This window comes from Enterococcus hulanensis (assembly GCF_005405485.1).
GTDB classification, from domain to species: domain Bacteria; phylum Bacillota; class Bacilli; order Lactobacillales; family Enterococcaceae; genus Enterococcus_A; species Enterococcus_A hulanensis.
The window spans coordinates 83,902-104,897 of the sequence record NZ_BJED01000014.1; the positions used below are offsets into that span (position 1 = coordinate 83,902).

Annotated in this window: 25 protein-coding genes; 3 read left to right on the forward strand and 22 right to left on the reverse strand. The window is 40.7% G+C overall.

The window, feature by feature from the left end; genetic code table 11:
* Nucleotides 1–146 precede the first annotated feature (146 nt).
* Nucleotides 147–842, reverse strand: coding sequence for a ribonuclease III (gene rnc / locus FFR60_RS15360; RefSeq protein ID WP_088934216.1), 696 nt, complete (start codon nt 840–842; stop codon nt 147–149).
* A gap of 166 nt (nt 843–1,008) precedes the next feature.
* Here rnc and FFR60_RS15365 point away from each other — a divergent pair, with 166 nt between their 5' ends.
* Nucleotides 1,009–1,512 (forward strand): cysteine hydrolase family protein, encoded by a 504-nt coding sequence (locus FFR60_RS15365; protein ID WP_137664835.1) that lies wholly within the window; start codon nt 1,009–1,011, stop codon nt 1,510–1,512.
* Nucleotides 1,513–1,547: 35 nt separating this feature from the next.
* On the opposite strand, the gene acpP is transcribed toward FFR60_RS15365, so the two are convergent.
* From acpP to FFR60_RS15390, 5 genes are all read right to left on the reverse strand, one after another.
* Nucleotides 1,548–1,793, reverse strand: a complete 246-nt coding sequence (gene acpP / locus FFR60_RS15370; RefSeq protein ID WP_034708719.1) for an acyl carrier protein — start codon at nt 1,791–1,793, stop codon at nt 1,548–1,550.
* Nucleotides 1,794–1,909: 116 nt separating this feature from the next.
* Nucleotides 1,910–2,911 carry a phosphate acyltransferase PlsX gene (gene plsX / locus FFR60_RS15375; protein ID WP_137664836.1) on the reverse strand — a complete coding sequence of 334 codons (1,002 nt, stop codon included), beginning with the start codon at nt 2,909–2,911 and terminating at the stop codon, nt 1,910–1,912.
* 133 nt (nt 2,912–3,044) lie between these two features.
* Complete coding sequence (gene recG / locus FFR60_RS15380) at nt 3,045–5,078, reverse strand: ATP-dependent DNA helicase RecG (RefSeq protein ID WP_137664837.1); 2,034 nt, start codon at nt 5,076–5,078, stop codon at nt 3,045–3,047.
* A gap of 163 nt (nt 5,079–5,241) precedes the next feature.
* Nucleotides 5,242–6,924, reverse strand: coding sequence for a DAK2 domain-containing protein (locus FFR60_RS15385; RefSeq protein ID WP_088934212.1), 1,683 nt, complete (start codon nt 6,922–6,924; stop codon nt 5,242–5,244).
* A 29-nt stretch (nt 6,925–6,953) separates the two neighbouring features.
* The gene (locus tag FFR60_RS15390; protein ID WP_010742791.1) at nt 6,954–7,316 is read right to left on the reverse strand and encodes an Asp23/Gls24 family envelope stress response protein; all 363 of its coding nucleotides are present in this window, start codon (nt 7,314–7,316) and stop codon (nt 6,954–6,956) included.
* 323 nt (nt 7,317–7,639) lie between these two features.
* Here FFR60_RS15390 and rpmB point away from each other — a divergent pair, with 323 nt between their 5' ends.
* Together rpmB and FFR60_RS15400 are read left to right on the forward strand one after the other, a co-directional pair.
* Nucleotides 7,640–7,828 (forward strand): 50S ribosomal protein L28, encoded by a 189-nt coding sequence (rpmB, locus tag FFR60_RS15395; protein ID WP_088934211.1) that lies wholly within the window; start codon nt 7,640–7,642, stop codon nt 7,826–7,828.
* Nucleotides 7,829–8,040: 212 nt separating this feature from the next.
* Complete coding sequence (locus FFR60_RS15400; RefSeq protein WP_137664838.1) at nt 8,041–10,635, forward strand: YfhO family protein; 2,595 nt, start codon at nt 8,041–8,043, stop codon at nt 10,633–10,635.
* A 249-nt stretch (nt 10,636–10,884) separates the two neighbouring features.
* On the opposite strand, the gene truA is transcribed toward FFR60_RS15400, so the two are convergent.
* From truA to rpsE, 16 genes are all read right to left on the reverse strand, one after another.
* Entirely contained in the window at nt 10,885–11,628 is a 744-nt protein-coding gene (gene truA / locus FFR60_RS15405; protein WP_137664839.1) for a tRNA pseudouridine(38-40) synthase TruA, read from the reverse strand.
* Nucleotides 11,629–11,677: 49 nt separating this feature from the next.
* Nucleotides 11,678–12,250, reverse strand: a complete 573-nt coding sequence (locus FFR60_RS15410; protein ID WP_137664840.1) for a DUF6434 domain-containing protein — start codon at nt 12,248–12,250, stop codon at nt 11,678–11,680.
* A gap of 64 nt (nt 12,251–12,314) precedes the next feature.
* Nucleotides 12,315–13,112, reverse strand: coding sequence for an energy-coupling factor transporter transmembrane component T family protein (locus FFR60_RS15415; RefSeq protein WP_088934201.1), 798 nt, complete (start codon nt 13,110–13,112; stop codon nt 12,315–12,317).
* A complete protein-coding gene (locus tag FFR60_RS15420) occupies nt 13,102–13,971 on the reverse strand; it encodes an energy-coupling factor ABC transporter ATP-binding protein (protein ID WP_137664841.1) in 870 nt (289 codons plus the stop codon). Before FFR60_RS15420 ends, FFR60_RS15415 begins: the two co-directional genes overlap by 11 nt.
* Nucleotides 13,947–14,783 (reverse strand): energy-coupling factor ABC transporter ATP-binding protein, encoded by an 837-nt coding sequence (locus FFR60_RS15425; protein WP_137664842.1) that lies wholly within the window; start codon nt 14,781–14,783, stop codon nt 13,947–13,949. Before FFR60_RS15425 ends, FFR60_RS15420 begins: the two co-directional genes overlap by 25 nt.
* A 253-nt stretch (nt 14,784–15,036) precedes the next feature.
* The gene (gene rplQ, locus FFR60_RS15430) at nt 15,037–15,417 is read right to left on the reverse strand and encodes a 50S ribosomal protein L17 (RefSeq protein WP_088934198.1); all 381 of its coding nucleotides are present in this window, start codon (nt 15,415–15,417) and stop codon (nt 15,037–15,039) included.
* Between the two features lie 27 nt (nt 15,418–15,444).
* Complete coding sequence (locus FFR60_RS15435; protein ID WP_010747196.1) at nt 15,445–16,383, reverse strand: DNA-directed RNA polymerase subunit alpha; 939 nt, start codon at nt 16,381–16,383, stop codon at nt 15,445–15,447.
* Between the two features lie 79 nt (nt 16,384–16,462).
* Nucleotides 16,463–16,852 carry a 30S ribosomal protein S11 gene (gene rpsK / locus FFR60_RS15440; RefSeq protein ID WP_016179483.1) on the reverse strand — a complete coding sequence of 130 codons (390 nt, stop codon included), beginning with the start codon at nt 16,850–16,852 and terminating at the stop codon, nt 16,463–16,465.
* A gap of 24 nt (nt 16,853–16,876) precedes the next feature.
* On the reverse strand, nt 16,877–17,242 hold the full coding sequence (gene rpsM / locus FFR60_RS15445) for a 30S ribosomal protein S13 (RefSeq protein WP_010747198.1): 366 nt from the start codon (nt 17,240–17,242) through the stop codon (nt 16,877–16,879).
* A gap of 18 nt (nt 17,243–17,260) precedes the next feature.
* Nucleotides 17,261–17,377, reverse strand: coding sequence for a 50S ribosomal protein L36 (rpmJ, locus tag FFR60_RS15450; protein ID WP_010742772.1), 117 nt, complete (start codon nt 17,375–17,377; stop codon nt 17,261–17,263).
* Nucleotides 17,378–17,410: 33 nt separating this feature from the next.
* Complete coding sequence (gene infA / locus FFR60_RS15455; RefSeq protein ID WP_010742771.1) at nt 17,411–17,629, reverse strand: translation initiation factor IF-1; 219 nt, start codon at nt 17,627–17,629, stop codon at nt 17,411–17,413.
* A gap of 175 nt (nt 17,630–17,804) precedes the next feature.
* Entirely contained in the window at nt 17,805–18,452 is a 648-nt protein-coding gene (locus FFR60_RS15460; RefSeq protein ID WP_010747199.1) for an adenylate kinase, read from the reverse strand.
* A 61-nt stretch (nt 18,453–18,513) separates the two neighbouring features.
* Nucleotides 18,514–19,815: a preprotein translocase subunit SecY gene (secY, locus tag FFR60_RS15465; RefSeq protein WP_088934196.1), complete on the reverse strand. Its 1,302-nt coding sequence runs from the start codon at nt 19,813–19,815 to the stop codon at nt 18,514–18,516.
* On the reverse strand, nt 19,815–20,255 hold the full coding sequence (rplO, locus tag FFR60_RS15470) for a 50S ribosomal protein L15 (protein ID WP_010747201.1): 441 nt from the start codon (nt 20,253–20,255) through the stop codon (nt 19,815–19,817). Before rplO ends, secY begins: the two co-directional genes overlap by 1 nt.
* A gap of 40 nt (nt 20,256–20,295) precedes the next feature.
* On the reverse strand, nt 20,296–20,475 hold the full coding sequence (gene rpmD, locus FFR60_RS15475) for a 50S ribosomal protein L30 (RefSeq protein ID WP_010747202.1): 180 nt from the start codon (nt 20,473–20,475) through the stop codon (nt 20,296–20,298).
* A 14-nt stretch (nt 20,476–20,489) separates the two neighbouring features.
* Nucleotides 20,490–20,990 (reverse strand): 30S ribosomal protein S5, encoded by a 501-nt coding sequence (rpsE, locus tag FFR60_RS15480; protein ID WP_010747203.1) that lies wholly within the window; start codon nt 20,988–20,990, stop codon nt 20,490–20,492.
* Between the last annotated feature and the right edge of the window lie 6 nt (nt 20,991–20,996).

A 20,996-nucleotide genomic window follows, 5' to 3' on the forward strand; every position in this document is an offset into this window, starting at 1 on the left:
TTTCATAAAAAAAAGCTAGACGAACTTGCACAGCAATCCTGATTGCTGTGCATTTCAGAACATAATTGTTCGCTAAGCTAGGCATAGTCAATACTTACAAAAATAGTTTTAACTCTCATCATTTCTCGACATCTAGGAAAAGCAGCTTATTTCGCAGAAATTTTTATTAAGGCTTTTTCCGCTGCATCCTGTTCTGCTAATTTTTTGGATTTTCCTTGTCCTGTGCCAATCAATTGATTATCGGCATAAACGTCAATCGTAAAAATCCGTTCGTGTGCCGGTCCTTCTTCATTGACTAAGCGATAATCGATTGAGACATCTCCGCTTTTTTGCAAAACTTCTTGCAAGCGGGTCTTATGATCCATCTCACGTGTGAAAACACCTGCTTCGATTTTCGGAAAAACGACTGTTTGGATAAAGAGCAACGCGACATCATAACCTTGATCTAAATATAGAGCTCCTAAAAAAGCTTCAAATAAGTCGCATAATAACGCTGCACGATCACGTCCGCCGGAATTTTCTTCGCCCTTGCCTAACATTATATAGTGATCAAAATGACATTCCTTTGCAAATTTTGACAAACTTTCTTCTCGTACAATCGCTGAGCGCAAACGCGTCAAGCGTCCTTCTGGCAGGTTTGGATAATGATGATACAAATAGTCCGATACTTGAATTTCTAAGACAGCGTCCCCTAAAAATTCTAACCGTTCATTATCTGAAATATTCATGTTACGGTGTTCATTCACATATGATGAGTGGGTAAACGCCTGTTCTAATAAGTTAACATCGTGAAAGACGATGCCGTAGTTTTCTTTTAATTCGTTGATCAACTGTGTATCCATGGGCTCATTCCTTTTTTTGAGATTTCCATCACGCTCTATTATACTGTTTTTTCCACAAATTTTAAATCAGAAGTCGTGATAGTAAGAAATTTTCAAAAAATGATCGAACTTTTTCTTCTTACTCAAAAAAATGCTAAAGTAGAAAAAATGAACGGAGGAAACTTTAATGGAGGAACTTTCTGATGCACTGCTGATTATTGATTTACAAAAAGGTGTGTACTTTGAGGATAAGAGGATCGATCATTTTGATGAACTAGTTACACTTATTAATCAGCGCATTCAACTTTATCGTGAGCAGAGTAAACCAATTATTTTTGTTCAACACTGTGATGATGAGCTGATTCCACAGACAACTGCTTGGGAAATCATAGAGGAATTAGATCGCAAGAAGCTCGATACTATTATTCAAAAAACACATGCTAATTCTTTTTATCATACTGATTTACAAAAAGTCTTGCAGCAACATCACATCACCAGCCTAGAAATTTGCGGTGCTCAAACTCAATATTGTATTGATACAACGATAAAATTTGCCCATGGCTTAGGTTATCGATTGACGATGCTGAAAAACGCTTCGACAACTTATGACAATGATTTTCTTTCGGCGGCAGACACCATCGCCTTTTATGAAAATATTTGGGATAAACGCTTCTTAAATTTGATTCAATAAAAAAGTGCACCAGCAAATGCCGGTGCACCATTTTGTTAAGCTTGGTTGTTTTCCATAATGTAATCAACTGCAGCTCCAACTGTTTCAATTTTTTCAGCGTCTTCATCAGAAATTTCTGTTCCGAATTCATCTTCCAATTCTAAAACAAATTCCATAATACTGATTGAGTCTGCATTTAAGTCGTCTTTGATACTCAATTCAAGAGTCACTTTGTCTTTATCAATTTCAAAATGATTTGAAATTATTTCAGCAACTTTGCTAAACACTTCTTCACGAGTCAACAACATTCACCTCCACTTGATCAACTAATATTCGTCTATGTTTTACCAGAAGGTCACAGTTCATTTTACTGATGTTTGATTGCTTTGTCTACCTTTTTCGCTAAATTGACGTGGTCTTATTCACCTTTAGGGGTTTCAAAAAACTGGACCAATTGTCCAACGACATCCGTATCCAACATCGTATGAATTTGATCGATCGTATTCGCTACTGCTTCAGGACCGGTAGAACCATGGGTTTTGATTACAGGGGCTTTAAGTCCAAATAATACCGCACCCCCGTGAGAAGAATAGTCCAATTTATCTTTTAAGCCGTATAATGTATCTTTTAACATCAAAGCGCCAAATTTACCTTTGACACCTGCTTCGTTGATGCTGCCCTTGATCAGACTCATCAAGCCCATAGCTGTTCCTTCAATCGTTTTTAAAACGGCATTTCCTGTAAAGCCGTCAGTGACGACAACATCAGCAGCACCGTTCAAAAGTTCTCTAGCTTCCACATTTCCAATAAAATTGATGCTTTCTTCAGCCTGTAATAATTTATAGGCCTCTTTTGTTAGTTCACTGCCTTTTGTTTCTTCCGTACCATTATTCAAAAGACCCACGCGTGGTTTTTCTATGCCCCGCACATGCTTGGCATAAAATGATCCTAGAATCGCATATTGATGAATATGCTCTGCCTTATTTTCCGCGTTCGCACCTAAATCCAACATATCAAAACCGCTGCTGTCAGTTAAAACCGGCAGCGTCGACATCAAACCAGGGCGTTCGATTCCTTTGATTCTTCCAACTACAAATAAACCAGCAGCTAATAACGCTCCCGTATTCCCAGCTGAAAAGATGGCATCTGCCTTACCTTCTTTGACCGCTTGAGCAGCCAAAACCATCGAAGCATTTTTCTTGCGGCGAATCGCTTTGACCGGTTCATCATCACTATTAATTTTTTCATCTGTATGAATGATCGTAATATTTTTTTCGTTTGTGATGTATTGACGGATCGCGTCTTCTTTTCCATATAATTGAAACTCGATATCTGGATGATTTTTTTGAGCTAACATTACACCTTCCACGATAGCCTTTGGTGCAAAATCGCCACCCATTGCGTCTACAGCAATTTTCATGAGAACTGTCTCTCCTTTTATCTCTTAATGAATTGTTTTCTTAAACCATATCCCATCCAGCTAAGTTTTCTATCTATATAGTAAAGCTGGACGGACAACTAGTATTTTTAAAATTTTCTACAGTATAGCACACCTAATCAAAATATGTTTCGCCAGTTTCGGTTGGTTTCAAGGTCTCTGCTAATGGTGCAAAGGCCGGCTGCTCGCGCCAATTATCGATTTGCCAAATCTGATTTGCCTCGTCTCTAGCTACTTCCAAAACATTTGCATCGTTCACCAGATCGGCAATTAAAAATTGCGGCAAACCGGATTGACGGAAACCAAAGACTTCACCCGGACCACGTAATTCTAAATCCTTTTCACTCAAAACAAAACCATTATTTGTTTCAGTCATGATCTTCATACGCTCTTTACCCATTTCATTTTTCGGGCTGGCAACTAAGATGCAATAAGAAGCATCCGAGCCGCGGCCAACTCGCCCACGTAATTGATGGAGCTGAGCTAAACCAAAGCGATCCGCATCCATAATGAACATCACCGTTGCATTTGGAACATTGACTCCGACTTCAATGACTGTAGTAGAAACTAAAACCTGACTTTGATTCTCTTTGAATTCTTCCATGATCTTATCTTTTTCAGCATTCTTCATTTTTCCATGCAAGAGGCTGACTTGATAGGTTGGTGCATAGTATTCTTGCAAGTGCTCATAAATTTCTGTTGCATTCTTTACGTCTAGCGCTTCAGATTCTTCGATCAAGGGACAAATCACATACAATTGATGCCCAGCCTGCAACTCTTGTTTGGCCCAATCCAACGTATGCTCCAATTGTTTGGGTTTGATCCAACTGGTCTTGACCGGAATCCGGCCAGCCGGCATTTGATCGATGACGGAGACATCCATCTCGCCATATGCTGTGATCGCTAATGTCCGCGGAATCGGTGTCGCCGTCATAAAGAGGACATCGGGATGCAGACCTTTTTCACGTAAGACCCTTCGTTGGTTCACACCGAAACGATGTTGCTCATCTGTGATGACTAAACCAAGGTTTGCAAATTGTACATCGTCTTGGATCAAAGCATGAGTCCCGATCACCACATCAATCTCACCGTTTTGCAGCCCTGCTAGAATCGCTCGCCGTTCCTTTGTTTTGGTTGAACCTGTCAACAATGCCGTTGTCAGCTCCAGCGGATCAAACAATTGATTCAAGCTCTCTAAATGCTGCTGCGCCAAAATTTCTGTAGGGACCATTAAAGCTCCCTGAAAACCTGCTGTCATTGTCGCATACAGTGCAATTGCCGCAACAACAGTCTTTCCGCTACCAACGTCTCCCTGCAGCAAACGCTGCATATGCTTTTTACTGCGTAGATCGTAGCAAATTTCATTGGTAACTCGTTTTTGTGCATCAGTTAATTCGAAAGGCAGCTTTTGAGTGAATTGTTTCAAGCGTTTCACATCATACCGAATTGCGATGCCATTTTTTTCACTGCGTTCACTTTTCTTCAAGCCCTGCATCCGCATTTGGAATAAGAAAAATTCTTCAAAAACGACTCGTCGCTTCGCTTGCTGGCTCTCTGTTGGATTTTTCGGGAAATGCATCGCCCGCATTGCTTGCTTTCTTGGCATTAACCGATATTTTTCCAACAGATAATCAGGCAAGTTTTCTGTCACCTGATCACCAAATTTTTCAAATGCGACTTTGATCAAATCAATCAGTGTACTTTGACGGATCGCTTTCGTCACATGATAGATTGGGGCATATTCTTCCGTTTGCTTACCGCCTAAGATTTTCATCCCAGTCAACGACTTGCGTTTGGCATCCCACTTTCCATATACCGCCAATTCTTCGCCGACTTCGACTTTATCTTTTAAATAAGGCTGATTGAAAAAGGAAACCATGAAGACCGCGTGATCTTGCATCATTCGAAACTGCAGCCGGCTTTTTTTATAGCCAAATCGACTGACTACCGGTGCCGAGACAATCACACCTTTTAATGTAACTTTTTCTTGATCATTGATCTCTAATAGATTTTTTTCTTGAATGTCTTCATAACGAAAGGGATAGTAACTTAGCAGGTCTTCGATGGTTACGATACCTAATTCAGATAGTGTCTGGACACGTTTCGGACCTACACCGGGCAGTACCGATACAGATTCTTGAATCATCATAAACAACCTCCTTTCAACTTTATCTTTCAGCTATTCGTTATAGAGTGAATCATTTTTCCAAAATCATAAAAAATAATTCTCGTCACACACAGACTTTTATAACACTAACAAAAACAGGAGTGAGCCAGATATTCTTGGCTCACTCCCTCCGACTTTTTACTTATTATTCTGCTGAAAGCAAGTATGGATAAACTGGTTGTTTTCCTTCGTGGATCTCAACTTCTAAATCTGGATAGCTTGCTTCAATTGTCTCACTTAATTTTTCAGCCTCTGCTTGTGTACCTTCAACACCTACGATGATTGTGATGATTTCGATATCCTCACTGATCATTTTATTTAAAGTATCTAAGGTTGCTTGATATTTGTCTGCTTCAGAAAGAACAATTTTGCCATCGATCATTCCTAAATAGTCGCCCTCATGAATCTCAACACCATCGATCGCCGTATCGCGAATCGCATTAGTGATTTGACCGCTGACTACAGAATCAAGCATTTCAGTCATCGTCGTTTTATTATCTTCTAGGCTTTGCTCACCATTGAAGGCCAACATTGCAGTCATTCCTTGAGAAACAGTTTTACTTGGTACAACTGCTACAGGTATGTCCGCTACTTCTGCCGCTTGATCAGCAGCCATAAAGATATTTTTGTTGTTCGGCAAGACAATGACTTGATCAGCATTAACTTCTTTGATTGCTTTCAAAATGTCTTCCGTACTTGGATTCATAGTTTGGCCGCCGCTGATTACGTACGATACGCCCAGACTCTTGAATAATTCTTGCACGCCTTCGCCAGCTGCAATTGCGATTACCGCATAAGGTACACGCTCTGCTGGTGCCGCCTCAAACTCAGCGACCTCTTCATCATGCTCCAAGATGTTTTCATGTTGCAGACGCATATTATCCACTTTGACCTTGATCAAAGCACCAAATTTTTGTCCATAATTCATTACTTCACCTGGATGTTCTGTATGAACATGCACTTTAACGATTTCATCATCATTAACAACTAATAGCGAGTCGCCAATGCCGTCCAAGTAGTTGCGGAATGTATCATAGTCAAAATTACTGTCAACCGTTGGTCCTTCGCCTAGACGAACCATGATTTCAGTACAGTAACCGAACTTGATATCGGCTGTCGCCAATTGACCTTGAACGCTGCGGTGATGTTCGGCATTAACCATTTCGTCCATTTCAGCTGGACTTGGTTCATAGGTGTCATCTGCCTGAAATTCGCCATTTAACGCACTTAAAAAACCTTCGTAAATGAACAATAAGCCTTGACCGCCGCTATCGACTACACCGACCTCTTTTAAGACTGGCAGCATATCTGGAGTTTTATCCAATGCTTTTTTTCCGGATTTAACAACGGCTGACATTACTTCAATCACATCATCCGTTTGTTTCGCTTTGCGTTCACCAGCTTTTGCTGATTCGCGTGCCACTGTTAAAATCGTTCCTTCTACGGGTTTCATCACTGCTTTATAAGCTGTTTCTACGCCGTGAACTAACGCTTTTGCTAAATCCTCTGCATTTAATGTATCCACATCTAAAATTGCTTTAGAAAAACCGCGGAATAATTGTGATAGAATAACACCGGAATTTCCTCGTGCGCCCATCAACAATCCTTTCGCTAAAACATTTGCTAATTCTCCGACTTTTTCAGAAGCTGAATTAACAACAGCAGTCGCGCCGCTGGTCATAGATAGATTCATATTGGTCCCAGTATCGCCATCTGGCACTGGAAATACATTTAATGAATTGACATATTCTGCATTGACTTGCAGACGTTTAGCGCCAGCCTCTACCATTTCTTGGAATTGACTCGCGCTGATCTCTGTTACCTTCACTTACTTAGTCCTCCTTAAGAACGCTGCCTTTAGTCAGGCAGAACACGTACACCTTGAACATAGACATTCACCGAATTGGCTGTAACCCCAAGCATCGTTTCCAAATTGTATTTCACTTTTTCTTGGACATTGCGCGATACTTCTGAGATTTTCGTGCCGTAGCTGACGATCGTATACACGTCAACCGCGATTCCGTTCTCTTCTTGACGTACAACGACGCCGCGTGAATAATTTTCTTTTCTTAAAATCTCTGTGATATTGTCTTTGATTTGATTTTTACTAGCCATACCGACGATACCAAACACGTCAGTAACTGCACCGCCGACAACCGTCGCGATGACGTCGTTTGAAATTTCGATCATACCAGTCTGTGTATTAATTTTCACAGCCATAGTTGTTAGCCTCCTTAAATAGGCATACTTGCCCATTTTTTCTACTATAATAGTTTATCATAGCCCTATGACAAATAAAAGAAAGTTCCATTGCGATTTGCTGATAGGGCGCTCCCTGCTTGCCGCAATATTCTGCCAACTTTCTTGCATCAAAACTTTTGCTAAAAAATTTTTACGCTAACAGAGTATAATTTACCTGCAAATCCCTTAAATGTCAATCTTTCTAAAAAAATTCACTTGCTAAACTTGCGAATATATGCTATTTTATTTTAGTATGAGCCAAAGAAGCGCTCCAATATCAAGGCTAAAGGAGGAAACAACACATGGCAAAAGTTTGCTATTTTACTGGTCGTAAAACAAGAAGTGCAAATAACCGTTCTCACGCTATGAACGCTACTAAACGTACTGTAAAACCTAATTTACAAAAAGTTCGCGTATTAGTTGACGGAAAACCTAAAAAAGTTTGGGTCTCAACTCGTGCTTTGAAATCTGGAAAAATTGAGCGCGTTTAATATTATCCATTCAAAGTCCTTCAGCCGGAGGACTTTTTTTATTGCCCTCTTTTAACGTTGGCGCTGCCTAAGCGTTAACCGTACTATTATTTCCTTAAATCCCTCCTAAAATGTTCAAAATTTCGGGCTGTTTTCACGCCTCCTTCACAATATTTCAGCTCTTCTATGGTAAAATTTGGATAGTCTGTTGAAAGAAGTTTGGTGATTTTTATATGAAAAAGTATCTTAAAGAAAACCGTTGGTATTTGTTGTCCAGTTTTTTCCTGCCGTTTTTGCTCATGGTGATCGTCTATTTGACGATTGGTATTTATCCAGGATCAAGCCGCAGTGTCTTAGCCAGTGATGCCTTTTCACAGTTTTCAAATTTTCACGCAAGTTTTCGAAATATGCTTTTAGGCAAACAAGGCCTTTTTTATACTTGGAATGCCTCGATGGGGCTGAACTATTTATCGCTGGTTTCCTATTACCTTGGCGGCTTCTTTACACCGCTGGTTATTTTCTTTCCAAATCAGTTGATGCCCGACGCTCTGTATTTTTTGACTCTGATCAAGATCGGCTCAGCAGGATTAGCGTTTTGGTTTTATGCCAAGGGTAGTTTTAAGCTGCCGGATTGGTCCCGTGTAGCCCTAAGCGTTACCTATGCATTGATGTCTTTTGCTATCGCTCATTCTGAGATTATTATGTGGTTGGATGCCTTTGTTTATCTGCCTTTGATCATTTGGGGCATCAATCGTGTGATGGACCTGAAAAAGCCGACCGTACTTTTTGTTTCCTATTTAATGTTGTTTTTAACGAGCTTTTATATGGGCTTCATGATCGGTCTATTTTCGGTCTTATATTTTATCGCCCGCTTGATTACCAATTGGAAGTTATACAAAAAGAGCATCATTCCTTATGGGGCAACCTCGTTATTAGCCGGCTTTGCATCGATGATCGTCATTTTGCCGTCGATTCTCGATTTGCGAACGAACGGTGAAGAATTGACACAAATCACCACCTTAAAAACGGAAGCAACCAGCTGGTGGGATTTTATCGCGAAGAATTTGATCGGTTCTTACGATACAACAAAATATGGTTCGATCCCATTCATTTATATCGGACTTTTACCATTAGCTTTATGTTTATTTTTCTTTATCTGTAAAAAGATTCCTTGGAAAAACAAACTCGCTTATGGTGTGATTGCCGCGATCTTAATTGCAAGTTTCTATATCCAGCCGATGAATTTATTTTGGCATGGAATGCATGCACCGAACATGTTCTTGTTCCGCTATGCCTATCTGCTTTCATTTTTAGTGATTACACTAGCCGCGTGGGGCTGGGAAAAATTGGAGCGAGAGAGCATTTTGCAGCTGGTCGCCGCCTTCTTGCTGCTGATTGCTGTTTTTGCGATTTTCTGGGGAATGAAGGGCAAAGACTATGACTATCTTAAAAATATTTCGCTTTACATCACGATCGGCTTCTTGGCTGTCTATGCTTTAGTTTTCACGGCGCATCACTTTAATAAAGTCCCATTGAAAGTTCTCAGCATCCTGCTCTTACTATTGATGTCTACAGAAGCCTTTATCAATAGCGACTTTATGGTCCGCGGTATTTTGAAGGATTGGAATTATGCGTCTCGCAGCCTTTATACAGAGCCTTATCCTTCAATCAAAGCGTTAGTCGATGAAACGAAGAACGAGAATGAGGATTTTTATCGAATGGAAAATCTTGATCCCGTCTCATCCAATGACGCCTTTAATTATGGTTATAGCGGTGTCAGCATGTTTTCTTCGATCCGCAACCGCCATTCATCCGGCTATATGGATCAATTAGGTTTCCGTTCAAGAGGCACGAGCCTGAACATTCGCTACCAGAATAATACGCTGCTGGCAGATGCCTTCACAGGCATGAAATACAACATTGCCAAAGCAAAGGATTTGAATAAATACGGCTTTTCTAAAACGAAAACGGTTGGTGAGTATAATCTGTTCGAAAACAACTATGCCCTGCCGTTAGCTTTCACAGCACCAACAAGTATTGATAAATTAAAGGCTTTGCCAAATGACAATCTTGGTACTCAAACGCAATTATTCAACGCTTTGTCGCAAGAACAATACCAGTACTACCAGTTCTTGCCGATAACGCAAGTAGATACCAAAAATGCCACCGTCACCAACGCTGGCAATATTACGACGATCACGGAAAAACAAGGCAATGTCGCAAAGGATGTCACCTGGAAGGTTCAAGTTCCAGCAAATACCCAAGCCTACTTAAGTCTTTATCCTTACGATTTTTCCGAGTTAGAAAGTTCGACCGCCACTGTTACGACAAATGGACAAACGCGTCAGGCGCAAATCGGTATCAGCGGACAATATTATGACTTAGGTTATTATCAAAAAGCCACAATGGTCACCTTTACCGCCAGCTTCTATGGAACAAAGGCGATCAGCTTCCAAAGCCCGCAAGTTCTAGCGCTGGATACTGTAGCCTATCGCTTAGCTGCGGATAAGATCAAGGAAAACGGTGTAGATATGAAGGTTGGCAAACGCAGTGCTGAAGGGACTGTAAATGCCAAAGAAGCTCAAACACTGGTTACGACGATTCCTTATGACGAAGGCTGGACTGCCAGAATCGATGGAAAAAAAGTCGATACCAAAGCGTTCCAAAACGCATTCGTCAGTATCCATGTGCCAAAAGGCAAACACAAGGTAACTTTCAGTTATCTGCCGAAAGGCTTTATCGCCGGTGCAATCTCTTTTGTGGTTGCAATCGGAATGTTCATCCTTTATCTAAGATTGTTAAAAACGAAAAAAGAACATCGTCATTAAGTAATCTCATTAAAAAGGAAGCATCCGACACCAATCCCTCGATTGCTGTCAGATGCTTCCTTTTTTAACTATAAAGAAAGTATAAAATCTTTACATGAATAAATCGCTTTGTAGCGGGTATATCTATGTCTTGCTTCACGAACTAGCTTTATCGGCAATAAGCAAAAATATTTCGAAATTTGAGAAGCAATTTAGAAATATTTTGGTCTTATTGCTCAAAAGCTGAGCGAGTTCGCGAAGCCTTTCTTATTAATATTTTACTTCCGCTAAGTATAATCCTTCTGGATGAGCCGTTGGTCCGGCAGCATTACGATCCTGCGCCTCAAGAATCGCCGGAATACTGTCCGCAGGTATACGCCCATTTCCGATCTTTAACAGTGTACCCACTAAGATTCGAATCATCTTATATAAAAAACCGTTTCCGCGAAAAATAAAGGTCAGCTCTGTTCCTGCTTCATTTACTTCCAAATCCGCCTGATAAATCGTCCGAACTTTGTCCTCAATCGAACCACCCGTTGCACAAAAGGAAGTAAAATCATGCGTTCCCAATAAATCCGGCAGCGCCTGCCGAATTAACTCCAAATCCAATGGATAAGGATAATACGCGGCATAGTATCGCCGAAACGGACTTCGCGGTTTAGCGATTTGAACCTTAAAATGATACGTCTTCTCCACTACATGATAGCGCGCATGGAAGTCATCAGCCACGATCTCAACAGAAGAAACTGCGATATCCTCCGGCGTTTGAGTATCTAACGCAAAACGCATCCGTTCTAATGGGCGTTCCTGCGGATAATCAAAATGGATCACCTGACCGATCGCATGAACGCCCGCGTCGGTTCTACCCGAGCCAAAAATCGTTACTGGAGACCCATTATTCATTTTCTGCAGCGCCTTTTCAACTTCTTCCTGCACCGTTCGACCATTCGGCTGCTTTTGAAACCCATTAAAATTTGTGCCATCATAAGCAATCACAGCTTTATATCTAACCATTCTTACGCCCCTTATACAAAAATTCTGCCGGAGTCATTATAACAGCTTTTTATCGGGATTCCAACGCGCTCAAATCCGCTGCCTGATATTTATTGTTGCCCGGCAACGCTTTTTTATGCTTCCAGCAAACAATCGCCTCTTGTAAAGATCGATCTTGATTCGCCGCAAAAAAATCACGAATATACGTATTGTATTCAAATTGCGAATCAATTTTTTCCGGTTTCTTCGCTACAATTTCTGGATAAGCTTCTACCGCCTCGCGATATGTTTTCCCCGCATTTGATTTTAGCCATTTTTGAAAAGACACTTTAAAGCTGAAGGATGTTCCCAGTTCTCGACTAAAAAAAGCACGATGCTTTTCAGAACAGACAATATTCTCTTCAATCACACTATCCAACGTTATTTCTTCCACTCGCGCATTCTTCTGTTCTTTATGGCTGTCAGTAAGAGCTTTGCCTGTACGTAAAAAATATTCGATCCGTTCATTTAATTCTGCTTTACTTCCTGATTTCGCCAATCCCTGTTCTTGGCAAAACGCCTGCAGCTCTTCTTTTAAATAATAATACTCACGAAATGTTTCTGGCTCCAACCCTACGTGTAATTCCGGTCGCTTCTCAGTCATTTTTCTTCCTCCGCTCGCTTGTTTCATTTATCTTATCACAAAAAAAGCTTGGATTTCTCCAAGCTTAGCTGCGTAAAAAGATTAAAATGATCGTCGCAACACCAAAAACTGCAAGAACTATTGTATCTCGGGATGCCCATTGCAATTTTCTGTATTTGCTGCGGCCTTCACCGCCGCGATACCCGCGTGCTTCCATCGCGGTCGCTAAATCTTCCGCCCGATTGAAGCTGCTGACAAACAAGGGGATCAATAAAGGCACAATAGCCTTAACCTTTTGGATCAAGCTGCCATCATTAAAATCAACCCCGCGAGCTCGTTGCGCGTTCATAATTTTTTCTGTTTCATCCATCAACGTTGGTACAAATCGCAAGGCGATCGACAACATCAATGCAATCTCGTGAACAGGCAAATGAAACCTTTTCAAAGGATTCAACAAAGACTCGATTGCATCCGACATTGATAATGGCGGTGTCGTCAAAGTCAACAAGGTCGACATAAAAATGATCAAAACAAAACGGCAAAAGATAAACAATCCGTTTTGAATCCCATAAGAAGAAAGGCTAAACACGCCCCAAGACCAATACAAGGTCCCGCCACGAGTAAACAGCATCTGCAATGCCACTGTAAAAATGATCAGCCAGATCAACGGTCTGACGCCTCTTAAAAAGAAACTCAAACTTATCTTTGATAAAAACACCGCAAACATGGTAAAAACACCTAAAAATAAATAGCTTTGCCAATTATTCGCTAAAAAGATGATCCCAATAAAATAAAAACTAGCAACTAATTTGGCTCGCGGATCCAAGCGATGAATCAACGAATCGCCTGGAATATAACGGCCAAAGATCAATTTATTCATCATGAGCAGGACCTCCTGCAAATTTTACAATCCAGTCCGCCAATTCATCTTCGGTCAGCGGCAATTCGTCAAAAACCGCTCCACGAGCTTGCATCTTTTCAGCAAAAGCACTCGCTTGCGGCACACCTAATTGTTTTTCCTTCAGCCAAGAGACATCCGCAAAGACGCTCTGAGGATCGCCATGCTTCACCACATGCCCCTTTTCCAAAACATAAACATAGTCAGCAAAATTTGCCACGTCATCCATTAAATGAGTAACCAAAACGATCGTCATATTTTTTTCTTGATGCAAGCGCCAAAACATTTCCATCATTTCTTTACGTCCCAGCGGATCTAACCCTGCTGTCGGCTCATCTAGGACCAAAACTTCCGGTTCCATGGCTAAGACACCTGCGATCGCTACACGGCGCATTTGCCCACCAGAGAGTTCAAATGGTGATCGTTCAAGATATTCCTCATCTAATCCTACCAATTTCAAATTTTCCCGCGCTAAACTCAATGCTTTCTCATCACTCACGCCAAAATTTTTCGGCCCGAAAGCAATATCTTTTGCAACAGTCTCTTCAAATAATTGAGCTTCCGGAAACTGAAAAACGATGCCAACCTTTTTACGAACTGGCTTCAAATTTTTATTATCGGTTGTCGGCGTAATCGTTCGATCGCCAATGAAAACTTTCCCATCAGTTGGCTTCAACAAAGCATTCAGATGCTGCAGCAAAGTTGATTTACCACTACCAGTATGACCCACTAGAGCAGTATATGACCCCTCTTTAATATCCAGATCAATATCATAAAGTGCACGTTGTTCAAAGGGAGTATTCGGTTGATAAACGTAGCTTACTTTTTCAAAACGGATGTCCATAACCAGTCCATCATCCCTTCTTCATCTAAATAATTCATCGGCACATTCACACCGCGAGCCTTTAATGCAGCTTTCAACTTCTCTGGAAATGGCAGATCCAGCCCAAGTGAAACTAACTCAGGTCCGGCAGAAAAAATTTCTTCAGGCGTCCCTTCCTGATACAATTCGCCTTCTCTCATAACTAGAATTCGGTTCGCACTAGCAGCCTCGTCGATATCATGAGTGATGGAAATAACAGTCAGATCACTTTCCTCTTTGATTTCATTAATCGTCGCGATTACATCATCACGACCTTCAGGATCTAACATACTGGTTGCTTCATCCAAAATAATAATATCTGGGCGCAAAGCCACTACTCCTGCAATAGCAACGCGCTGCTTCTGCCCCCCTGATAGCCGAGCGGGTTCGCGGGTTGCGAAGTCCTGCATCTTAACTTTTTCCAAAGCATCCTGAACACGACGCTGCATTTCACTACGTTCGATCCCTTGATTTTCCAATCCAAAGGCCACATCGTCTTCTACCGTTGCTCCAACAAATTGGTTATCCGGATTTTGAAAAACCATTCCTACCATTCGGCGAATGTCCCAGACTGATTCCTCAGACAATTCCATTCCCCCAACAGTGACTATTCCTTTTTGTGGTAAATGAAGACCGTTGATTGCTTTGGCTAGAGTAGATTTCCCCGAGCCGTTATGTCCGACGATCGCGATCCATTCACCTTTATTAATCGAAAAGCTGACATCCTTCAAAGCAGGTGTCGCATCTTCTTGATAGCTAAATTCAATTTGATTGATTTCAATAATTGGCTTCATGACTGCACCTTTCCACTTCTTTGCAAATCTGTTCTAAGCCTAGCAAAAAAGCCACGTTTTATCAATCCTTGATACTCAATAAAATGCTTTTGTATACCGATCTGTCTTGACAGTATTTTTGGGTATAAAAAAACACTTTATGATGAGTGCCGGCTTCCCAGACATTCTGGGAAGCGGCGCTGAGCTAGACTCGGAGAAAATCTCCAACATCATAACACTCTAAAAGAATCATCTATAAAGTGAAGAGTGATTATTATACAAGTTCTAAAACAACCATAGGGGCGTTGTCGCCGCGACGAGGTTCAGTTTTTAAGATACGAGTGTATCCACCTTGACGTTCAGCATAACGAGGAGCGATATCGTTGAATAATTTCTGCAATGCAGATTCAACAACGACTGCTTCGTTTTCTTCGCGAATTTCAGCAACTTCATTACGTACAAAGCTAGCAGCTTGACGACGTGCATGAAGATCCCCGCGTTTTCCTAAGGTAATCATCTTTTCAGCAGTTGAACGAACTTCTTTCGCACGAGCTTCAGTCGTAACGATACGTTCGTTGATAATTAAGTCAGTTGTTAAGTCACGCAACATCGCTTTACGTTGGCTAGATGTGCGTCCTAATTTACGATAACTCACGTAGGTTTCCCTCCTTTGTAAACAATATTAATCGTCTTTACGTAGTCCTAATCCAAGATCATGTAATTTAGCCTTCACTTCTTCAAGTGATTTACGACCTAAATTACGTACTTTGATCATTTCAGGTTCAGACTTATTCGTTAATTCTTGAACCGTATTAATTCCAGCACGTTTCAAGCAATTGTACGAACGTACAGACAGGTCTAGTTCTTCGATGGTCATTTCCAACATTTTTTCTTTTTGCGTTTCTTCTTTTTCAACCATGATTTCAGCATTTTTCGCTTCATCAGTAAGATTTACAAAAATATCTAAATGTTCAGTTAAAATTTTCGCTGCAAGACTCAATGCTTCTTGAGCAATGATTGATCCATCAGTCCAAATTTCCATCGTTAATTTATCGAAATCATCACGACGACCAACACGTGTATTTTCAACTTGATAGTTTACTTTGCGCACTGGTGTATAGATAGAATCGACCGGAAGGACACCAATCGGCATATCTTCCTTTTTATTTTCGTCTGCTTGAACATAGCCTCGACCAGGTTTTACTGTTAAGCGAGCATGGAATGTCGCGCCTTCAGCAACAGTACAAATGTACATATCTTTATTCAAGATTTCAACGTCGCTGTCAACGATAATATCGCCGGCAGTTACCGTAGCTGGTCCAGTAATATCGATCTCAAGGGTTTTTTCTTCTTCAGCGAATAATTTCAAAGCCAAACCTTTGATATTCAAGATGATTTGTACAACGTCTTCTCTTACACCTTTGATGGTTGAAAATTCGTGTAACACCCCATCGATTTGAATATTAGTAATGGCCGCGCCCGGCAAAGAAGAAAGTAGAATACGACGTAGAGAATTACCTAAAGTAGTTCCATAACCTCTTTCCAAAGGTTCAACAACGAACTTGCCATAATCTCTGTCTTCATCAATTTTTGTGATTCTTGGTTTTTCGAATTCAATCATTCTTGTCTTTTACCCCTTTCAAAACGAAAAGTGTCTTGTTCAATGACGTTCCTGTAAAACTCATAGAGTGGGGCACTCATTAAACACGACGGCGTTTTGGAGGGCGGCATCCATTATGAGGTACTGGAGTCACGTCACGAATTGCAGTTACTTCTAAACCAGTTGCTTGCAATGAACGAATCGCTGCTTCACGACCAGAACCAGGTCCTTTAACAGTTACTTCAACACTTTTCAATCCATGTTCCATTGCAGCTTTTGTTGCTGTTTCAGCAGCCATTTGAGCAGCGAAAGGAGTAGATTTTTTACTACCTTTGAAGCCTAATGAACCTGCAGATGACCATGCTACAGCGTTTCCGCTTGCATCAGTGATCATGACGATTGTATTATTAAAAGTCGAATGAATATGAGCAATACCTGTTTCAATATTCTTCTTCACACGACGTTTACGATTGACTTTCTTTGCTACCATGAAGTTTTATACCTCCTTCACTAATTATTTTTTCTTGCCGGCAATAGCGCGAGCTGGGCCTTTACGAGTACGAGCATTGTTCTTAGTGTTTTGTCCACGTGTAGGCAAGCCACGACGATGACGGATTCCACGGTAAGAACCGATTTCCATCAAACGTTTGATGTTCAAGTTAGTTTCACGACGAAGATCGCCTTCAACTTTTAATTTATCAACTTCAGCACGGATAGCGTCTGTTTGTTCGTTTGTTAAGTCACGTACACGAACATCTTCAGAAACGCCTGCGTCGGCTAAAATTTGTTTCGCTGTAGTATTTCCGATACCGTAAATATAAGTAAGTGAAATTACCACGCGTTTATCACGAGGAATATCTACTCCTGCAATACGAGCCATACTTAATTACACCTCCAATTATCCTTGACGTTGTTTATGTTTTGGGTTTGCTGGGCAAATCACCATAACACGTCCATTACGACGAATTACTTTACAATGTTCACACATTGGTTTTACTGATGGTCTTACTTTCATGATTATACCTCCTGAAGTTTTACGGAGTACAACTTACTTAAAGCGATAGGTAATGCGACCACGGCTCAAATCATATGGAGAAAGTTCTACTGTAACTTTATCTCCAGGCAAGATTCGAATATAATACATCCGGATTTTACCAGATACGTGTGCTAGAACTTCGTGTCCATTTTCCAATTCGACTTTAAACATTGCATTCGGCAAAGTTTCGACGACTGTTCCTTCGATTTCAATCATATCTTCTTTTGCCACGCAGAGTACCTCCTTGTAGTTGTTTCGCATTTTCACACGATAAAATGGCGGAAACTGCAGTTCCCACCCTAATTCTTAAGTTAACTTCTAGAAAAGCTAGAAGTCGGACTGACAAATTCTATCATAAAACATCGAACTTGGCAAGATAAACTGCATCTCAAGTCGGCAGGCAAAATTATTTTTCGATAATCTTTTCTACATCCGCAAATACGGCATCAATTTCACGATCTCCATCAACTGGATACAACAGACCCTCTTCATCATAATAAGCTAAAATTGGTTCACTGTTTTTAATGTTTACAGATAAACGATTTTTAACTGTTTCTGGCTTATCATCTTCACGTTGGTAAAACTCATGACCACCACAACGGTCGCAAGTACCTTCTACCTTTGTAGGATTGAAGATTTTATGATAAGTTGCGCCGCAATTACGGCACATGAAGCGTCCTGCCAAACGTTCAACTAACACTTCTTCTGCTACTTGAATTTCAATCACAGCATCAATCTTTTTGTTCAAGTCCGTTAACATTTCAGCTAATGCTTTGGCTTGATCTAAAGTACGAGGGAACCCGTCTAACAAGAACCCTTTATCAGTATCCTTTTGAGCTAAACGTTCCTTCACGATACCGTTAGTAACTTCGTCTGGGACCAAATCCCCTGCATCCATATAAGATTTTGCTTTCAATCCGAGTGTTGTCTCGTTTTTGATTGCTTCTCGGAACATATCCCCCGTGCTGATATGCGGAATATTGTACGTTGCAACAATTCTTTCTGCTTGTGTTCCTTTTCCTGCTCCTGGCAGTCCCATTAAGATCAGGTTCATTGCTTTCCCTCCTAAATATTTGAAGCGAGAACGGCGTTGAGGAAATCCTCAACACACGAATCTACTCTTCATCCATGAATCCGACATAGCGTCGTTTTAACATGAGTCCTTCTAATTGTTTTGCAGTTTCTAACGCAACCCCAACTACGATCAAAAGACTAGTACCACCTAAACCAATTGATTGAGGTAGGTTCCAAATCATTTGGGCAATAATTGGAATCAAAGCAATCAAACCTAAGAAAATAGCTCCGACCACACTTAAGCGCATCAAAATTGCAGAAACATATTCTTCTGTCCCTTTACCTGGTCTTACACGAGGAATATAACTTCCTTGTTTTTGTAAGTTCTCCGCTAATTTTTCAGGATTAACCTGAACAAATGCATAGAAGAAGGTGAAGGCAACAATCAGAACAGTATAAATCGCAGCACCTGGAACTGTGTTATAACTGAATAGTTTCGTTAAAACATCATACCAGCCCTCCGCACTATACTTGCTAGCTAATGCCTGTAACACCGCATTCGGTGTCGCAATAAATGAGCTGGCAAAGATAACCGGGATAACTCCGGCAGCATTTACTTTTAATGGTAAATAACTACTTGTTGGAGCGCCAACGACTTGTTTCGTATATTGTATTGGAATTTTTCTTTCCGCTTGCTGGAAGTACGTTACGAAAACGACAATCAACACGATAGCAATAAGTAAAATTACAACAAAGATAACTGATTTCCAAAGATCGCTAGAATCAATATTTACGAAATAATCATCATAGATATCTTTGATACTTTGCGGCAATCGTGAAATGATACCTGCAAAGATAATCATTGATACACCATTACCAATTCCTTTTTCAGTGATCTGTTCTCCCAACCAAGTAACAAACATGGTACCTGCTGTAAGGATGATACCAATCGTAACGAAGGTTTGAACATTACGGTTTGGAACAAAACCAAATTGTGCAAAATAGTCAAATCCAGCTGTAATACTTACAGACTGAATGAAAGCTAAAACTAAAGTTAAATAGCGAGTTGCTTGATTCAACTTTTTACGTCCAACCTCACCTTGTTTTGACCATTCAACAAATTTAGGGATAATGTCCATCTGCAACAGCTGAATAACAATTGAAGCTGTAATGTATGGAGAAACTCCCATTGAGAAGATCGAAAAGTTCTGCATGGCCGAACCACTCACCATATTCAGCATTCTGAAAAATGGCATTTCGCTTAGACCTTGCAAACCATGCGCATCTACTCCTGGTACAGTTATTTGAGCACCTAATCGGAAAATTAATAGCATTAATACGGTAAACAGGATCCGTGACCGGATGTTCTGAACTTTGAAAGAATCTTTTAAAAGTTTGAACATTAAATCACCTCGATTGAACCACCAGCAGCTTCAATTGTTTCTTGAGCATGTTTAGAGAATTTTGCTGCTTTAACGGTTAGTTTTTTATCTAATGATCCGTTTCCTAAAACTTTGATTCCAGCTTTTTCGTTTTTCACGATTCCAGCTTCAACTAAAGCAACCGGTGTTACTTCAGCACCATCTTCAAAACGATTTAAGACATCCAAATTGATTACAGCGTATTCTTTACGATTCACGTTAGTAAATCCACGTTTCGGTAAACGACGGAATAAAGGAGTTTGACCACCTTCAAAACCTAGACGTACACCACCGCCTGAACGAGCCTTTTGTCCTTTTTGACCACGTCCAGCTGTTTTTCCGTTACCTGATGAAGTACCACGACCAACGCGGTTGCGAACTTTACGTGAACCTTCGGCAGGTTGTAATTCATGAAGTTTCATTATATTGGGCACCTCCTTAGATTTTAATCATCATTGTTTATTAAACTTCTTCTACGTCCACTAAATGAGACACTGTGTTAACCATACCTTTGATTGCATCGTTAGCAGGTTTAACAACTGTGCTATTCATTTTTTTAAGACCCAACGCTTTAACAGTGTCACGTTGGTTTTGAGGACGTCCGATAATACTGCGTTTTAAAGTAATTTTTAATTCAGCCATTTCATTCGTCCTCCTTAATTAGCTAAGTTTTCAACAGAGATGCCGCGTAATTGTGCCACTTCTTCTGCTTTTTTCAATTGAGTTAAACCTTCAACAGTCGCGCGAACAACGTTGATTGGTGTGTTTGAACCTAAAGATTTAGAAGTTACATCGGCAACCCCAGCTAATTCCAAGACGGCACGAACTGGTCCACCAGCGGCAACTCCAGAACCTTCAACGGCTGGTTTCATCAAGATGCGTCCACCGCCGAATACACCAATAACTTCGTGAGGAAGTGTAGTTCCTACCATTGGTACTTCGACTAGGTTTTTCTTAGCATCTTCGATTGCTTTACGAATTGCTTCAGGGACTTCTTGAGCTTTACCTGTACCAAAGCCTACGTGACCGTTCTTGTCACCGACAACAACTAGTGCTGCGAAGCGTAGACGGCGTCCACCTTTAACAACTTTAGTAACACGGTTGATCGCTACAACGCGGTCTTCTAATTCCAAATGTTTTGGATCGATATAAACCATGAATGG

What these genes read in the sequence shown, in the direction of transcription:
- rpmB (WP_088934211.1), top strand. Translation starts at nt 7,640, where the DNA reads ATGGCAAAAGTTTGCTATTTTACTGGTCGTAAAACAAGAAGTGCAAAT.
- FFR60_RS15400 (WP_137664838.1), top strand. Translation starts at nt 8,041, where the DNA reads ATGAAAAAGTATCTTAAAGAAAACCGTTGGTATTTGTTGTCCAGTTTT.
- rpsM (WP_010747198.1), bottom strand. Translation starts at nt 17,242, where the DNA reads ATGGCTCGTATTGCAGGAGTAGATATTCCTCGTGATAAACGCGTGGTA.
- rpsE (WP_010747203.1), bottom strand. Translation starts at nt 20,990, where the DNA reads ATGGTTTATATCGATCCAAAACATTTGGAATTAGAAGACCGCGTTGTA.
- FFR60_RS15425 (WP_137664842.1), bottom strand. Translation starts at nt 14,783, where the DNA reads ATGAAGCCAATTATTGAAATCAATCAAATTGAATTTAGCTATCAAGAA.
- plsX (WP_137664836.1), bottom strand. Translation starts at nt 2,911, where the DNA reads ATGAAAATTGCTGTAGACGCAATGGGTGGCGATTTTGCACCAAAGGCT.
- truA (WP_137664839.1), bottom strand. Translation starts at nt 11,628, where the DNA reads ATGGTTAGATATAAAGCTGTGATTGCTTATGATGGCACAAATTTTAAT.
- recG (WP_137664837.1), bottom strand. Translation starts at nt 5,078, where the DNA reads ATGATGATTCAAGAATCTGTATCGGTACTGCCCGGTGTAGGTCCGAAA.
- rnc (WP_088934216.1), bottom strand. Translation starts at nt 842, where the DNA reads ATGGATACACAGTTGATCAACGAATTAAAAGAAAACTACGGCATCGTC.
- FFR60_RS15420 (WP_137664841.1), bottom strand. Translation starts at nt 13,971, where the DNA reads ATGGACATCCGTTTTGAAAAAGTAAGCTACGTTTATCAACCGAATACT.
- rplO (WP_010747201.1), bottom strand. Translation starts at nt 20,255, where the DNA reads ATGAAACTTCATGAATTACAACCTGCCGAAGGTTCACGTAAAGTTCGC.
- FFR60_RS15460 (WP_010747199.1), bottom strand. Translation starts at nt 18,452, where the DNA reads ATGAACCTGATCTTAATGGGACTGCCAGGAGCAGGAAAAGGAACACAA.
- FFR60_RS15410 (WP_137664840.1), bottom strand. Translation starts at nt 12,250, where the DNA reads ATGACTGAGAAGCGACCGGAATTACACGTAGGGTTGGAGCCAGAAACA.
- FFR60_RS15415 (WP_088934201.1), bottom strand. Translation starts at nt 13,112, where the DNA reads ATGATGAATAAATTGATCTTTGGCCGTTATATTCCAGGCGATTCGTTG.
- rpmJ (WP_010742772.1), bottom strand. Translation starts at nt 17,377, where the DNA reads ATGAAAGTAAGACCATCAGTAAAACCAATGTGTGAACATTGTAAAGTA.
- secY (WP_088934196.1), bottom strand. Translation starts at nt 19,815, where the DNA reads ATGTTCAAACTTTTAAAAGATTCTTTCAAAGTTCAGAACATCCGGTCA.
- FFR60_RS15390 (WP_010742791.1), bottom strand. Translation starts at nt 7,316, where the DNA reads ATGGCTGTGAAAATTAATACACAGACTGGTATGATCGAAATTTCAAAC.
- FFR60_RS15435 (WP_010747196.1), bottom strand. Translation starts at nt 16,383, where the DNA reads ATGATTGAATTCGAAAAACCAAGAATCACAAAAATTGATGAAGACAGA.
- rpsK (WP_016179483.1), bottom strand. Translation starts at nt 16,852, where the DNA reads ATGGTAGCAAAGAAAGTCAATCGTAAACGTCGTGTGAAGAAGAATATT.
- rpmD (WP_010747202.1), bottom strand. Translation starts at nt 20,475, where the DNA reads ATGGCTGAATTAAAAATTACTTTAAAACGCAGTATTATCGGACGTCCT.
- FFR60_RS15365 (WP_137664835.1), top strand. Translation starts at nt 1,009, where the DNA reads ATGGAGGAACTTTCTGATGCACTGCTGATTATTGATTTACAAAAAGGT.